We start from the raw sequence: 13,979 nt of genomic DNA on the forward strand, positions 1-13,979 counted from the left end.
CTGCCACCGTAGGCAGGACGGGTTCAGCACGCTTCTTGAGATCGCGTGGGCGGGCGGCTGCCCGTCCACGGCCGACTGCCGCTGTCTTCGATCTGTCCGATCTGCCCTGCTGTCCTGCTGTCCTGCTCGCTGCCATGGATGCCGGCCGCCGCGGATGCCGACTGTCATGGATGCTGGCACAGGGGTCTGACAATCGACTGTGAGCTGCGCAAACGTCGCCGGAAGGGCTCTGCACGCCGGCTGAGGCGAGAGTCAACTGCGCGACGGGGCAGGAGAGGAAGAAGCCGAGCCGGAAAGGCCGACCGCCGCGAAGACCAGCGCGGCGAGGACCTCGGTCCCGGCGGCGGTCACCAGGGCACCCGTCAAGGACCGGCCGGCGAGCGGTCCGGCGAGCCCCGCCCCGACCGCGAACCCGGTGATCTTCAAACTCGCCCCCGTGGTGAAGATCTGGCCGCGCAGCCCCTCGGGAGCCTCCCGGTGCCGCACCGCGAAGAGGGCGGTGAGCTGCGGTCCTTCGGCGACGCCCGCGAGCACCATGGCGGCGATGAGCGGTACGGGCCGCCCCGTGGCCGCCAGCAGGAACGCGGCGGCGAGGACGAGAGGGCCGCACCACAGAACGGTGTCCGGGCGCAGCGACCGGGGGAAGCGGGAGAGCGCCGCGTTGGCCGCGAGGGCGGAGGCGGCGACGACGGAGAGCAGCAGCGCGCCGCGCCCGGCACCGCCGAGGACCTGTACCCCGAGCAGCGGGGCGCACGCCACGAGCATGCCCTCGCCGAGGCAGGAGACCACGGAGGCCGCCGTCGCCCGGGCCAGGGTCCGTGTCCGTACGACGGCGCGGAATCCCGCCGCGAGCCCCGCGAGGACCGAGGCCGCGGGTGCGGCGCGCGCCGGGCGGGCCGCCGGGGGCAGCGTCCACGCCGAGGGCAGGGCGAGGCAGATGAGCGCGACGGCGACCGCCACTCCGGCCCGGGCTCCGATCAGCCCCGCGGCGATTCCGGCCAGGGCCGGGCCCGCCAGGCTCGCGACGTTGAACGTCATCGCGTCGAAGGCGTTGGCGCGCGGCAGCGCCTCGGGCGACGCGACACGCGGCAACTGCGAGGTCCAGCCGCCGGCCAGGGCCGGCCCCAGCAGCCCCGCGAATACCGCGATCGCCACGGTGCAGGGAAAGGGGAGGCGGCCGAGGCTGATGAGGACGGCGGCCAGCGCGGCGGCATAGCCCGCGAGCGCCCCGGCCAGCAGTCGGCCGGGGTGTGTGGACCGGTCGAGCAGCACGCCGAAGAGCGGGCCACCGGCCGCGGCCGAGACCGTCATGCCCGCCAGCAGCGCGGACCCGGAGGATGCCGATCCGGTGGCCGCGAGACCGGCCAGCAGCAGGGCGGGCCCCGACATCTCGTCACCGGTACGGGCGGTCGCCGCACCGAGCGCGTACGACCCCATCGCGTAACGCTTCCTCATGCGAGGCACGTTACGTACGTAACGCAGAACATGACCAGGAGCGTTACATTCGCCTGGTGCTGACTCCGAACAGCGAATGGTCCACCCGGCACTCGGTGCAGAGCACCGCCCGGCGGACCGCAGCCCTCATCAACGCCCTGTCCGCCGAGACCGCCGCCGACGGCCCCACTGGTCCCGCTGGCCCCACTGACAACCCCGCCGGCCCCACCGGTAACGCCGTCGCCGAAGTGCTGCGCGCGCACGGCGAATCCGAGCCCGTCTCCCTCTCCGCCCGCGACATCGCGGAGATGCGGGAGGTGGCCGACGCGCTACGTGAGGTGTTCGCCGCCGCCGACGTGGACGCCGCCGCGGCCGTACTGAACCTCCTCCTCCAACGCACCAGCGCCCACCTCCGCCTCACCGCCCACGGCGGCGGCTCTCCCTGGCACCCCCACCTCGACAGCCACGACGACGGCCCCTTGGGCGAGTGGTTCCTCGCCTCGTCCTGCCTCGCCCTGACCGTCCTCGTCTGGGACCGCCAGCGCCCGCCCGGCGGTCTCTGCGCGTCGCCGAGCTGCCGCGATGTCTTCGTCACGCTCAACAGCGGCCCCGCCCGCCGCTTCTGCTCACGCCGCTGCGCGACGCGCGAACGCGTGGCGGCCCACCGCCGCGCCCACGCCTGACGGACCGGCCGCGCCCCTCCCCGTAGAAAACCTGACGGACCGGCCGCGCCCCTCCCCGTAGAAGAACCCGTAGAAGAAACAGCCGCACCCGCCCCCCGACCCAGGGGGGCGGGCAGGGAGCGGGTGCGGCAGCAGGTGGTGGCGGGTCGGTCCGGGCGCGTCAGGCGCTGCTGACCGCCGCTTGCTCGGCCGGAGACGCGTCCGCCGGGGTGTCTTCCGGCTTCGGCTCGGCGCCTCGGAGCGGGATCTCCTTTATGAACCAGGCGGCGGCGAACCCGATGATGCTGATCCCCGCGCCCCACAGGAAGACGTTGTGCGTACCGCTGGAGACGGCGTGCATGTACGCGTCCTTGATCATGGTCGGCAGTCCGTGGATCTTCTTCGGGTCCATCTGCGCACCGCTGGCGACGAAAGCGCCGCCCTTGTCGCCGAGGCGCTCCACCATCGTGTCCTTCACCTGGTTGGTGAAGATCGCGCCGAAGATCGCGACACCGAACGAGCCGCCGATCGTACGGAAGAGGGTGGCCGACGAGGAGCCGACGCCCATGTCCTTCATCTCGACGCTGTTCTGCGCGATGAGCATCGTGATCTGCATCAGGAAGCCCATGCCGGCGCCGAGCACCGCCATGTAGATGCCCGAGGTGAAGCGCGAGGTCTCGGTGTCCATCTGGGCGAGCAGCGCCAGCCCGATGGTGATCAGCGCGCCACCCATGATCGGGAACATCTTGTACTTGCCGGTCTGGGTGGTGACGCGGCCCGCGATCAGCGAGACGACCATCATCGCCAGCAGCATGGGCAGCAGCAGCAGGCCGGAGTTGGTGGCCGAGGCGCCCTGCACGGACTGCTGGTAGAGCGGCAGGAAGGTCATCGACCCGAACATCACGAAGCCGACCAGGAAGCCGACCACCGTGACGAGCGAGAAGTTGCGGTTGCGGAAGATGTGCAGCGGCAGTATCGGCGCGTTGACCTTGCGCTCCACGAAGACGAAGGCGATGAGCGCGACGACCCCGAGCACCCCCAGCCCGATGATGCGGCCGGAGCCCCAGGCGTACTGCGTGCCGCCCCAGGTGGTGATCAGCACGAGCGAGGTGATGCCGATGGTCAGCAGCGCCGCGCCCACGTAGTCGATACGGCCCTCGGCCCGCTTCTTCGGCAGGTGCAGCACCGCCGTGACCATCGCCAGGGCGATCGCACCGAGCGGCAGGTTGATGTAGAAGGACCAGCGCCAGCCGAGGTGGTCGGTGAGGGTGCCGCCGACCAGCGGGCCGCCGATCATGGCGACGGCCATCACGCCGGCCATCATGCCCTGGTACTTGCCGCGCTCACGGGGCGGAATCAGGTCGCCGATGATCGCCATCACGCCGACCATCAGACCGCCGGCGCCCAGACCCTGGACGGCACGGAAGGCGATCAGCTGATCCATCGACTGGGACATGCCCGACAGCGCCGAGCCGATGAGGAACAGCACGATCGAGGTGAGGAAGATGCCCTTGCGCCCGTACATGTCGCCGAGCTTTCCCCAGATCGGGGTGGAGGCGGCGGTGGCGAGCGTATAGGCGGTGACAACCCAGGAGAGGTGGCTGAGGCCGCCCAGCTCTCCGACGATGGTGGGCATCGCGGTGCCCACGATCATGTTGTCCAGCATGGCCAGCAGCATGGCGATCATCAGCGCCATCAGAACGACGCGGACGCTGCGCGGTTGCGGGACCTTTGCCGGAGTCTTTGCCGGACTCTTCGGCGAATCGGCTGGTGGGGCCTCGTGTCGGGAACGGGCGCTTGACATACTTTTTGCTCCCCCTGGGGCGGCAAGAGAGCCGGACCGACAACTTACTTGCCGACCGGCTAGGTGGGTACACTCCGTAAGGTAGAGCCGCTACTAGCCGGGCGTCAAGTAAGTTACAACAGGCCCCACAGCCAGACGAACGCAGGAGAGCATCCATGGGCACATCGCAGGCGCGCCGGGGCGACACCCGCCAGCGCATCCAGGACGTAGCTCTCGGACTCTTCGCCGAGCAGGGCTACGAGAAGACCTCACTCCGCGAGATCGCCGAGGAGCTGGGCGTCACCAAGGCCGCCCTCTACTACCATTTCAAGACGAAGGAAGACATCTTCGTCTCGATCTTCGAAGACCTCGGCCGCCCGCTGGACGAGCTCATCGCCTGGGCCCAGGGAGAACCCCACAGCCTGGACACCAAGACGGAGCTCCTGCGCCGCTACAGCACATCCCTCAACGATGCCGCCCCTCTCTTCCGCTTCATGCAGGAGAACCAGGCGACCGTGCGCGAGCTGAGCATCGGCGAGCGCTTCAAAAAGCGCATGTCCGCCATGAGCGATGTGCTCCAGGACCCCACGGCGCCGCTGGCGGACCAGGCCCGCTGCGTGGTCGCGCTGTTCAGCGTGCACGTCGGAATGTTCGCGCTGAACAACATCGAAGGCGACCCCGAGGAGAAGCGCAAGGCCGTCCTGGAGGTCGCCATCGATTTGGTGACCCAAGCCCATGGATCTCATGTGTGAGTGCCATGCGGCTGGGTGGACTCGTCGTCCGAGCCCACCCAGCCGAGGTCATGTGGATTCATCGGGATTCAGTTGGGCTCAGGTGAAGCCGACCCACTGAGTCCGACTGGAATCAGTCCGCCGAATCCGTGGCCCGCCGTCCGCTGCCCGCTGTCCGCTGTCCGCTGTCCGCTGTCCGCTGTCCGCTGGAATCAGCTCGCCGTTTAGCTCGCCGATTCAGCTCGCCGAATGGGCTCAGAGCTTCTGGCCGTGGGCACTCATGAAGCCGAGCGGCTCCACCGAGGTGCCGTAATCCGGGCTGGTGCGGATCTCGAAGTGCAGGTGCGGGCCGGTCGAATTGCCGGTGGAACCGGAGTGGCCGATCTCCTCGCCGGTCTTCACGGACTGGCCGACGTGAACGCCGATCTTCGAAAGGTGCGCGTACTGCGAGTACGTGTTGTCGTCGTGCTTGACCACAATGGCATTACCGTACGCCGGGCCGTCGCCGCCGCCATTCGGGCCCGCCTTCACGACGGTGCCGCCGTGCACGGCCTCCACCGGGGTGCCGGTGTTGACCACGAGGTCCTGCCCGCTGTGGTCGTGCGCCCAGTGGCTGCCGGCGATGCCGTACGGCTGACCCATCTGGTAGGAGCCCACCGGCTTCACCCAGGAGGCGGCCTTCTTCGCGGCGTCCTTCTTGTGCTGCTCAGCGGCCTTCTTCTGCTGGTCGGCGGACTTCTGCTGGTTGTTGGCCTGCGCCTTGATCGCGCTGTCGAGCGCCGACACCGAACCGAGCTCCAGCAGGCTGCCGTGGCCGGCGTCCGCGGCCATCGCGACGCCGGAGCCGAGCGCGGCCGAAGCCCCCAGCCCGGCGGCCAGCACGGCGGCACGGGTACGGAGAACGGACTTGTTCGACTTCTTCGGACTACGGAACGGGGTGTGCTTCGACATACGGAACAACCTCCAGGGGTGCCAGGAATGATTAAGTCCCGGCTGCGGACCGGGAGCGCCATACCTTGGTAACCCGGCAATGGCGTGCCGCCAAGGGGGGCCGCTACTATCCTCGGCCGTACTGGAGGAAAAGGAATTCCGCCTCTTACCGACAGCGCGAGCCAAACCGGAAAACCCCCGCCGGGCGACGCCGAAACGCTCGCCCGGCACTCGCGGGGAACCCCTTGACCTGCCCGTACGCTCGTACGCCCGAAAGCCTCGGCCTCCTCCCCCGCAAAAGCCCCGCACCCGGCGGGCCGAAAGTCCCGGGTCCGGTCATAGCGCTCCCCCTAATGCGTTTAGTACCGGGTTTGAGCCCTGTGCGTCATGTCACCGCGATATAAGATCCACTCGAATTCCGGCGGGACTTTCGTATGTCCGTTTCGGGACCGACGGCCCGGGTGCGGCGGTACGCTGCCGATCGGCAAGCGCCGCACAGTCCCTGGGGGTACGGGCGAGTGGATCCCGCAAGCACCGGTGCAGCACGGCTCGCGTCCAGCGCCGTCGCACCGCTCATCAAGAAGCTGTTCGTGCACGAGGGCCCCGGCGCCGGCCTGGTCGACAGACCCGTCCGCGTATCGGGGCTGGTCTCCTTCCGGGGCGAGAAGCGCACGCTGGAGCGCGAGGACGTGCTCAAACTCGCGTCGCACCTCGTCGACCGGGCCGTACGAGCCGCCGGACCGCACGACGCGCTGCCGCCCCCCGAGCGCCAGGAGGTCGTCAGCGCCCTGCACCACGCCCTGTACGCGCTGGGCTCCCTGGACATGGACGACGTACAGGCCGTCCGCCTCGGCCACACGGAACTCGCCCGGCGGCTCCGCGACCGAAGCGACCGAAGCGACCGGGCGGGCTCCCCGGCCCGGCACCTCTCCACCGACGCGCGCTACCTCTACGACTCCGTCCTGGAGACCGCCTGCCTGCACATCCTGCACTTCTTCACCCAGCGCTCCACCTTCGTGGCCCGGACGCTGGTGGAGCAGAGCGGCCTGATAGCCGAGCTGATCGCCAAGATGGACGCCCTCATCGCCCGGACCCCGCGCCCGGGGGACGAGGACACCGCCTTCGAGCACCGGTACCTCGCTCACATCGCGCAGAAGCACGGCAAGCTCACGATCTACGGCATCGACTTCACCAATTCCCCGGACCGCTGGCAGCTGGCCAAGGCATACCTGAGCCTGGGGGCGAACGAGTCGGGGCGGATGGTGACGCTCAACGCGTACGGGGAGTGGCGGGGGAAGGGGGCGCCGGGCGTCCTCACCGGTTCGAGGGGCGGGGAAGCGCTCGGCGGGGTCCCCCGTCCGACGGAAGAAGAGGTGTCCACCGCCCTGACTCGCGCGATGGGCAGGGCGCTGCGGTCCGTACCGCCCGACGGCGACCATCAGCTCGTACTCGGCGACCCCGACGGCGCGGGCGAGCCCACCGTCCTCGGCCACTTCACCTCCAGCACCCCGCTCCCCGCCGACCAGGCGCTCATCCACCACGACCGCGTGCTGCTGCGCGGCGTGGCCGGATCGGGCAAGACCACCCTCGTCCAGTGGCTGGCCGTCTCCGCCGCCGCCGGCCAGGACCTGGCCGAACACATGGCGTACCTCCAGGACCGCATCCCGTTCGTACTCCCCCTGCGCACCCTCCCCACCCACGGCGAGCGCGCCCCCGGCCCCGACCGCTTCCTCGCCGCGACCGGCTCCCCGCTCGCCGGGGCCCAGCCCGACGGCTGGGCGGACCGCGTGCTGCGCGCCGGACGCGGGCTGCTGCTGATCGACGGCGTCGACGAGATCCCCGACGCCGACCGGCCGCGCACCCGCACGTGGCTACGCGATCTCGTCGACCTCTACCCCGGCAACCGCTGGCTGATCACCTCGCGCCCCTCGGCCGTACGCGACGACTGGCTGGCGTCCGACGGCTTCACCGAACTGACCCTCGCGCCCATGGGGCGGGTCGAGGTCGCCTCCTTCGTACGGCGCTGGCACACGGCGGCCCGCGTCGGAGCAAGCGCCGAGGAGAGCGCGCAGCTCGCTACGTACGAGACCCAGCTCCTCAGCTCCGTCGCGGCCAAGCCGGACCTGGGCCGACTCGCCACCAACCCCCTGATGTGCGGCCTGATCTGCGCCCTGCACCGCGACCGGCGGGGTTTTCTGCCGACCGGACGCAAGGAGCTGTACGACGCGGCCCTGTCGATGCTGCTGACCCGCCGCGACCGCGAGCGCTCCATGACCGGACTGGCCGAGGTGGAGCTGCGCGAGGAACCGCAGATCCAGATCCTGCAAAAACTCGCCTCCTACCTCATCCGCAACGGCCGTACGGAGATGGAACGCAGCCGGGCCGAATCCATCATCACGGACGCGTTGCCCGCCATCCGCGAGGCCGCCGCCCAGTGCGACGCGCGCACCCTCCTCAAGCACTTCGTTCACCGCAGCGGCCTGCTGCGCGAGACGTCGCCGGAGACGGTGGACTTCATCCACCGGACCTTCCAGGACTACCTCGGGGCGCGGGCCTTCGTGGAGGAGGGGGATTTCGGGCTGCTGGCCCGCAACGCGGGGGACGACCAGTGGGGGGACGTCATCCGCATGGCGGTGGCGCACGCCAGGCCGCGCGAACGCGCCGAACTCTTCCGTGCCTTGCTGGCCCACGGGGACAGGGCGGAGGGCGGCCGGGACCAGGCCCGCAGCTACCTCCTGTCGATGGCGTGCCTTGAGTACGCGTCCGAGCTCGACCCGGCCGTACGCGCGGAGGTCGAGCAGCGCACCGCTACCCTCATCCCGCCAAAGAACGTCGGCGAGGCCATCGCCCTGGCATCGGCGGGCCCGCTCGTCCTGGACTTGCTGCCCGGCCCGGAAGGGCTCGACGAGGAGACGGCGGGCAACATCGTCTCCATCGCATGCGACGTGGGGTCCGAGCGGGCGATCCCCTTCCTGGCACAGTTCACCCGGCACGAGTCGGAAGTGGTCCGTGTCGAACTGGTCACCTCCTGGAACCAGTTCGACACGGACCGGTACGCACAAGAGATCATCGCCCACCTGGAACCCGCCGGCCTGTACTTCACCGTACGGTCGGACGAACAGCTACGGGCGCTACGGACCCTCGGCACGCGTCCCATGCTGGACGTCCATGGCGACGTATCCGCCGAGGCGCTGACCGCGTACGCGCGCGACGCCACCCTCACCCACATCAGAATCTTTGGGAACACGCTCCTCACCGACCTCTCTTTCCTCGTCGGCCAGACAGAGCTGCAATCGATCAGAGTCGAGGACTGCCCAGAGCTGCGCGACCTGTCGGGCATCGGCGCACTGCCGCTGACAGCCGTCAGGCTGATCAACCTGAACCACGGAAGCCTCATCCGGCGGCTGCCGTCGTCGTCCCGCGTACTCGACCTGACACTCCCGCCGCAGGCCGCTTGGCGGCTGGAAGACCTGCCGGGCGAAGCGCCCCTGCGCCGCCTCCATCTCACCCGCGCCACCCGGCCCGAAGGCGGGCTGTGCGGCCTCGGCCGGTGGTGGCCGGGCCTCACCGAACTCCAACTCGGCGCGGCCAGCAGCCCGCAGACCCCGGCCGACTGGGCGGAACTCGGCACGCTGCCTGATCTGTCCGACCTCCGCATCACCCCGGCATCCCTGGACGTCATCCCGGCCGATGTCGTCCTACCCTCCGTCCGAACCCTCGGGCTGGAGCGGGGCTCCCTCTCGCCTCACAGAGTCGAGGAGATCGCCCGCCTCTGCCCGCAGCTCGCGGTCCTCTACCTGCTCAGTCACGATCTCGTCCGAGAAACCCTCAGCGGCCTGCCGCCGGGGGTCGAGGTCCGCGCACCCGACGAGGACGTCACCCCTCAGCGACGTTGAGCTGAAACCACACCCCTTTCCCGCCACCGGCGGCGGTGGCCGTCACCCCGCACAGGTCGGCCATGGCATAGACGAGAAAGAGCCCGCGCCCGTGCGTATCACCGAGCTCCGCCCGTCGCGGAGCGGGGAGTTCGGTGAGCCCGGGCCCGTCGTCACGCACCTCGATCCGTACGTGCGCGGGCTCGACGGCGGCCACGAGCAGAACGTCGCCCTTGGCGTGCTGATGCACATTGGTCACCAGCTCCGAGGTGCAGAGCACGGCCACTTCGGCGAGGTGATCCAACTCGGACGCGGCGAGAACGCTGCGCACGAAGTCGCGGCAGATCTTGGGAGCGGTGGGGGTGCTGGGGGTGAACACGCTGTGGGTCAGCGACGGTTCGGTACGTACGCCCATGAGACGCCTCCATGGCGTTTCGCAGTGGGGGGTGCGGTGCGCTGCGCTTCCCGCGAGGGCATGTCGACTGAGACGCTTCCGACATCGCTGTGTGAGCGTCACGACACGTAGAGTAGAGTTCGTCTCATCATGAGTGCAACCTGCTCTCGGCTATTGGTGGACCCCACCGCCCGCCACGGGCACACTGAGAGCACACCCAAGGGGAGGCTCCGGCCTTGGCATTGCGAACCGTCATCACCGAGCGACAACGCCGACTCGGCTTGGAGCTCCGCAAGTTGCGCGACCAGGCGCAACTGTCCGTCAGCGACGCAAGCGCCCTGATCGGCCTGGGGGCCACACACCTCAGCCACATCGAAGCCGCCCGCACCGCCATCCCTGCGGACAGACTGCGCGCGCTGGCCGAGGCGTACAAGGTCAGGGATGAGCCGTACGTTGACGCGCTGGTGGAGATGTCAGAGAGCAGCGGGAAGGGGTGGTGGTCCGCTTACCGCAAGGAGCTGCCGCAGTTCACCCTGGACCTCGCTGAACTTGAGTCACAAGCGACTGCGATCCAGAGTTACGAGACACTGATCATCCCAGGTCTACTCCAAACCGAGTCGTATATGCGGACCCTCTTCCGCAAAGGTCGCCCCGGCGCCTCTCGCGAAGAGATCGAAAGGCTTGTGAGGTTCCGGAAGGAACGGCAGGAGATCCTCAGCTCGGGTCCAACTGTCACGTTTCACGCCGTGATCCATGAAGCGGCATTGCGTGTGGCGGTGGGTGGAGCGCAGGTGATGCGGGAACAGATCATGCACCTCGCTCGGGCCTCCACGAAGCCCGGCGTGACGATCCAGTTCCTGCCGTTCGAGTCCGGCGTCAGCTCGGGCTGGTTCAGCGCACCGTTCACCCTCCTCAGCTCAGGGGTGCCCGGGCTTGAGACGGTCATCGCTGAACATCCTTCCGCAAACTTGCGGCTCAGCGGCGCTGAGACCATCGCCCAGTACCAGGCGACGCTCGACGCCCTCAGCGAGAACTCACTGCCGCCGATGCGAGGGGCCGAATCCCAGGAGCTACACGAGAGACAAGACTCCCTGGGGCTGGTCCATCACGTCCTTTACACCTACTAGAGAAGACCGCCATGCCTGAACTCTCTTGGCAGAAATCCACATTCAGCGAAGGCCCCGGCGTCAACTGCGTCGAACTAGCCGCACTGTCCACCCACATCCACCTCCGCGAGAGCGACGCACCCGACACAGCTGTCGTCACGACCCGAGGCGGCCTCCGCGCGTTCCTGCGATATATCGGGAACGGCGGCCTCGACCACACGAGTTGAACACGGCCACCACCCCACTGAGGAGGGCACCATGCCGGAGCCGACTTGGCAGAAGTCCACGTTCAGCGAGAACCAGGCCAACTGCGTAGAACTCGCCGCGTCCCCCGCCGGGCTCCACCTCCGCGAAAGCGACGAGCCCGAAGCAGTCGTCACCGCGACCCGTCCCGAACTCCGAACCTTCATTCGCGCCATCCGCACAGGCACCTTCGATCACCGACACTGAGCCACCGGGCCAAGGCCCAGCGCCTACGGCCCCGACCCATGAACGAGCAGGGCGGCGAACCCCCGGCGGGGGCGGGGGCCGCTGCCGCGTGGGGCGGCATTGTGCTCGGTCGGCTGCGGGCTTCGTCTCGGGCCCTACGGGCCCAAGGCGCCAGCAGCGGAAGGGGAGGGGGCGGTGCGGGGGCCGGTTCGCTGAGCGCGAGCGAATCGGTGGCGGAGGTCAAGACAGGCTCCGCTGCGCTCCGCCGCTGGCTGCTGCCGCGATGAGGTGGAGACGAGTGCTTCGGCCGCGCGTCTCGTCTCGGGCCCTTCGGGCCCAAAGCAAGGGGATGGGGCCTGGCCGCAGGCAAATTGTGCGCAAGGGACCACCAGTCAGGGGCCACAGACCGACTCCATGGCCATCCAGGTACCTATATGCCCGGTATGCCCGCTCCTTGGGTCAATAGAGTGCAGTTACTGCCCGGTTAGGGCCCCGAAAAAGCACTTCAACGGGTCCCAACTCACCTCTGTCGCAGCACATCAGGCCGAACTGCCCCCACGCCGCCACGTCCGCCCCTGGGATCACACCCGTCTCGTAAACAGCCCTCTCGCCGTACCCTGCGGAGCTTCATACGTCATAGGGCGGTACCAAACTCCCCCGCGCCCAACTTGGCCTGGGCCTTCCCCAAGGGAGCACGGCAAACCAGCCCAGCCCGCCCCGCTCCTCGCCGCTACCGGCCATCTTTGGACCCGCAGGGTCCGAGACGAACCCGCCGCCCGAGCCACCCACAACACCCGATCGCGGCAGCAGCCAGCGGCGGAGCGCAGCGGAGCCTGTCCTGACCCCAACCACCAACCGGCCCGCAGGCAGCGAACCAACCTCAGGCCGCCCCCCTCCCCTCCCGCTGCCAGCGCCTTGGACCCGAAGGGTCCGAGACGAAACCCGCACCCAACCACTCCCAATACCGCCCCACGCGGCAGCCCCACCAGCGCAACCAACCCACCAGCCCCGGACGCCGCAAACCCCAAGCCGCAAACCCCAGGGCACCCAAGGCACCCAAGCCTCAGCCCCCACCCCTCAAGGCCGATAAATGCACTCCGCCAGAGTGGTGCGCTTCTTCCACCCCAACGTCTCGTACAGCGCGCGCCCGGCGTCCGTCGCGCCGAGGACACCGAGGCCGGCCCCTTCCCCCACGGCGTGGTCGGCGAGGGCGCGCATCACGAACTGCCCCAGCCCCCGCCGCCGATGGGCCTCCTCGGTCTCCACCTGGTCCACGATCCCGGCCTCCCCCACCACCGCGACCTGCCCCCTGGCCGCCGGCTCACCCGCCGCGCTCAACACCCGCACGTGGATGACGGACCCACTGGCCTCCACCACCGCCGTGTACCCCTCGGGCACAAGCGGGTTCGTGGCCACGAGATCGGTCGCCATCAGGTGGCCGGTCTCCTCAGAGGCCATCACCCAGCCAGGAAGCAGCCAGGGCTCGACCTCCTCCGGCTCCCCCGGCATCTTCATCCAGGTACGTGGCGCGCTCACCGATGCGGCCGCGCTGCGGACGAGCGCCTCATCGGTCACGGGCAGGACATGCCGCCCCACTTCCCGGGAGCTGCCGGCCACCGCGATGTAGAACCCCCAGGGCTTCTCCACCGGCGGCGGCGTCGCCCGCGACACGGACCAACCCGCCACCCAAGTCCGGACCAGCTCCGCAACCATCAAGCTCACCCCCACCAACAGCTACAACAGCAACGGCAACAGCAACGCGTAATAGCTAAATGTCAGTAGCGCATGTTACGTAGCCGCACCCCGCCCGGCATCCGGTTTAGGTCATCAGCGCCCTGCCCCCGTCACCACGGCACAGGCGTTCCGTCCCACGAGAAGAAATCGCCGGTCGGCCCGTCCTCCGGCAGCAGCGCCAGCCGTACGGCCCCCCGAGCGGCCTCAGCCGGGTCCCCATCCGCAGCGGCCGCGCGGGAGTTGAGGTCGGTGGCCCGCAGGCCGGGGGCGAGCGCGTTGACCTTGAAACCCTCCTCGGCCAGCGTGTTGGCGTACAGGACGGTGAGGGCGTTGAGGGCGGCCTTCGACGACCGGTACGCCGCCGCCCCGCCGCTCCCGTGCGCGAACTGCGGATTCGGGCCCGTACTCCAGGCCAGCGACCCCGTCCCGCTGGAGACGTTGACGATCCGAGGGCGCGGGGAGCGGCGCAGGGCGGGCAGGAAGGCATTGGTCACCGTGACGACCCCGAAGACATTGGTCTCGTACGTACGGCGAAGCTCTTCGATACCGGATTCCGTCGGCGGCGCGAGCGAGGGCAAGATGCCCGCGTTGTTAACGAGTACGTCCAGGCAGGCCAAGCGGTCCACGCGCCCGGCCGCCGCGGCCACGCTGTCCGGGTCCGTCACGTCGAGGACGAGCGGCCGCGCGGCGTCGCCGATCTCCTCGGCGGCCCGCTGCCCGCGCCCGGCGTCGCGGGAACCCACGTAGACGACGAAGCCCTCCGCGGCGAGCAGGCGGGCGATCTGCTTGCCGATTCCTTTGTTGGCACCGGTGACGAGTGCTGTGCGATCGTTCATGGCAGCCACGGTCCCCTGGTGGCCCCCGGCCTGCCAGGGACAACCTGTACCAGGCAGTGGGAGGA

At 69.4% G+C, this 13,979-nt stretch carries 12 protein-coding genes; 6 read left to right on the top strand and 6 right to left on the bottom strand.

Annotation, left to right across the window (positions count from 1 at the left end; genetic code table 11):
• Positions 1-252 precede the first annotated feature (252 nt).
• A complete protein-coding gene (locus tag AC07AB_RS29945) occupies positions 253-1,455 on the bottom strand; it encodes an MFS transporter (RefSeq protein WP_478573261.1) in 1,203 nt (400 codons plus the stop codon).
• A 56-nt stretch (positions 1,456-1,511) separates the two neighbouring features.
• Here AC07AB_RS29945 and AC07AB_RS29950 point away from each other — a divergent pair, with 56 nt between their 5' ends.
• A complete protein-coding gene (locus AC07AB_RS29950; protein ID WP_478573264.1) occupies positions 1,512-2,117 on the top strand; it encodes a CGNR zinc finger domain-containing protein in 606 nt (201 codons plus the stop codon).
• A gap of 160 nt (positions 2,118-2,277) precedes the next feature.
• Here AC07AB_RS29950 and AC07AB_RS29955 read toward each other — a convergent pair whose 3' ends face one another.
• The gene (locus AC07AB_RS29955; RefSeq protein ID WP_478573266.1) at positions 2,278-3,792 is read right to left on the bottom strand and encodes an MDR family MFS transporter; all 1,515 of its coding nucleotides are present in this window, start codon (positions 3,790-3,792) and stop codon (positions 2,278-2,280) included.
• 263 nt (positions 3,793-4,055) lie between these two features.
• Here AC07AB_RS29955 and AC07AB_RS29960 point away from each other — a divergent pair, with 263 nt between their 5' ends.
• Positions 4,056-4,631: a TetR/AcrR family transcriptional regulator gene (locus AC07AB_RS29960; RefSeq protein WP_478573268.1), complete on the top strand. Its 576-nt coding sequence runs from the start codon at positions 4,056-4,058 to the stop codon at positions 4,629-4,631.
• A gap of 234 nt (positions 4,632-4,865) precedes the next feature.
• Here the strand turns inward: AC07AB_RS29960 and AC07AB_RS29965 are convergent, their stop codons facing one another.
• The gene (locus AC07AB_RS29965) at positions 4,866-5,561 is read right to left on the bottom strand and encodes a M23 family metallopeptidase (RefSeq protein WP_478573271.1); all 696 of its coding nucleotides are present in this window, start codon (positions 5,559-5,561) and stop codon (positions 4,866-4,868) included.
• A gap of 497 nt (positions 5,562-6,058) precedes the next feature.
• On the opposite strand from AC07AB_RS29965, the gene AC07AB_RS29970 reads away from it, so the two are divergent.
• Positions 6,059-9,436, top strand: coding sequence for an NACHT domain-containing protein (locus tag AC07AB_RS29970; protein ID WP_478573273.1), 3,378 nt, complete (start codon positions 6,059-6,061; stop codon positions 9,434-9,436).
• On the opposite strand, the gene AC07AB_RS29975 is transcribed toward AC07AB_RS29970, so the two are convergent.
• Positions 9,417-9,830, bottom strand: coding sequence for an ATP-binding protein (locus AC07AB_RS29975; RefSeq protein WP_478573276.1), 414 nt, complete (start codon positions 9,828-9,830; stop codon positions 9,417-9,419). The genes AC07AB_RS29970 and AC07AB_RS29975 overlap by 20 nt on opposite strands.
• A gap of 215 nt (positions 9,831-10,045) precedes the next feature.
• Here AC07AB_RS29975 and AC07AB_RS29980 point away from each other — a divergent pair, with 215 nt between their 5' ends.
• The 3 genes from AC07AB_RS29980 to AC07AB_RS29990 are packed head-to-tail and all read left to right on the top strand — an operon-like array spanning position 10,046 to position 11,365.
• The gene (locus AC07AB_RS29980; RefSeq protein ID WP_478573278.1) at positions 10,046-10,936 is read left to right on the top strand and encodes a helix-turn-helix domain-containing protein; all 891 of its coding nucleotides are present in this window, start codon (positions 10,046-10,048) and stop codon (positions 10,934-10,936) included.
• 11 nt (positions 10,937-10,947) lie between these two features.
• Positions 10,948-11,142 (top strand): DUF397 domain-containing protein, encoded by a 195-nt coding sequence (locus tag AC07AB_RS29985; RefSeq protein WP_478573281.1) that lies wholly within the window; start codon positions 10,948-10,950, stop codon positions 11,140-11,142.
• 31 nt (positions 11,143-11,173) lie between these two features.
• The gene (locus AC07AB_RS29990) at positions 11,174-11,365 is read left to right on the top strand and encodes a DUF397 domain-containing protein (protein ID WP_478573283.1); all 192 of its coding nucleotides are present in this window, start codon (positions 11,174-11,176) and stop codon (positions 11,363-11,365) included.
• 1,056 nt (positions 11,366-12,421) lie between these two features.
• Here AC07AB_RS29990 and AC07AB_RS29995 read toward each other — a convergent pair.
• Together AC07AB_RS29995 and AC07AB_RS30000 are read right to left on the bottom strand one after the other, a co-directional pair.
• Positions 12,422-13,057, bottom strand: coding sequence for a GNAT family N-acetyltransferase (locus tag AC07AB_RS29995; protein WP_478573285.1), 636 nt, complete (start codon positions 13,055-13,057; stop codon positions 12,422-12,424).
• 131 nt (positions 13,058-13,188) lie between these two features.
• Positions 13,189-13,914: an SDR family oxidoreductase gene (locus tag AC07AB_RS30000; RefSeq protein ID WP_478573287.1), complete on the bottom strand. Its 726-nt coding sequence runs from the start codon at positions 13,912-13,914 to the stop codon at positions 13,189-13,191.
• Between the last annotated feature and the right edge of the window lie 65 nt (positions 13,915-13,979).

This window comes from Streptomyces sp. NPDC044033 (assembly GCF_056434425.1).

Bases quoted from the DNA above. Each gene is read 5' to 3' on its own strand.
- AC07AB_RS29945 (WP_478573261.1), bottom strand. From the start codon at position 1,455: ATGAGGAAGCGTTACGCGATGGGGTCGTACGCGCTCGGTGCGGCGACC.
- AC07AB_RS29955 (WP_478573266.1), bottom strand. From the start codon at position 3,792: ATGGCGCTGATGATCGCCATGCTGCTGGCCATGCTGGACAACATGATC.
- AC07AB_RS29960 (WP_478573268.1), top strand. From the start codon at position 4,056: ATGGGCACATCGCAGGCGCGCCGGGGCGACACCCGCCAGCGCATCCAG.
- AC07AB_RS29965 (WP_478573271.1), bottom strand. From the start codon at position 5,561: ATGTCGAAGCACACCCCGTTCCGTAGTCCGAAGAAGTCGAACAAGTCC.
- AC07AB_RS29975 (WP_478573276.1), bottom strand. From the start codon at position 9,830: ATGGGCGTACGTACCGAACCGTCGCTGACCCACAGCGTGTTCACCCCC.
- AC07AB_RS29985 (WP_478573281.1), top strand. From the start codon at position 10,948: ATGCCTGAACTCTCTTGGCAGAAATCCACATTCAGCGAAGGCCCCGGC.
- AC07AB_RS29990 (WP_478573283.1), top strand. From the start codon at position 11,174: ATGCCGGAGCCGACTTGGCAGAAGTCCACGTTCAGCGAGAACCAGGCC.
- AC07AB_RS29995 (WP_478573285.1), bottom strand. From the start codon at position 13,057: ATGGTTGCGGAGCTGGTCCGGACTTGGGTGGCGGGTTGGTCCGTGTCG.
- AC07AB_RS30000 (WP_478573287.1), bottom strand. From the start codon at position 13,914: ATGAACGATCGCACAGCACTCGTCACCGGTGCCAACAAAGGAATCGGC.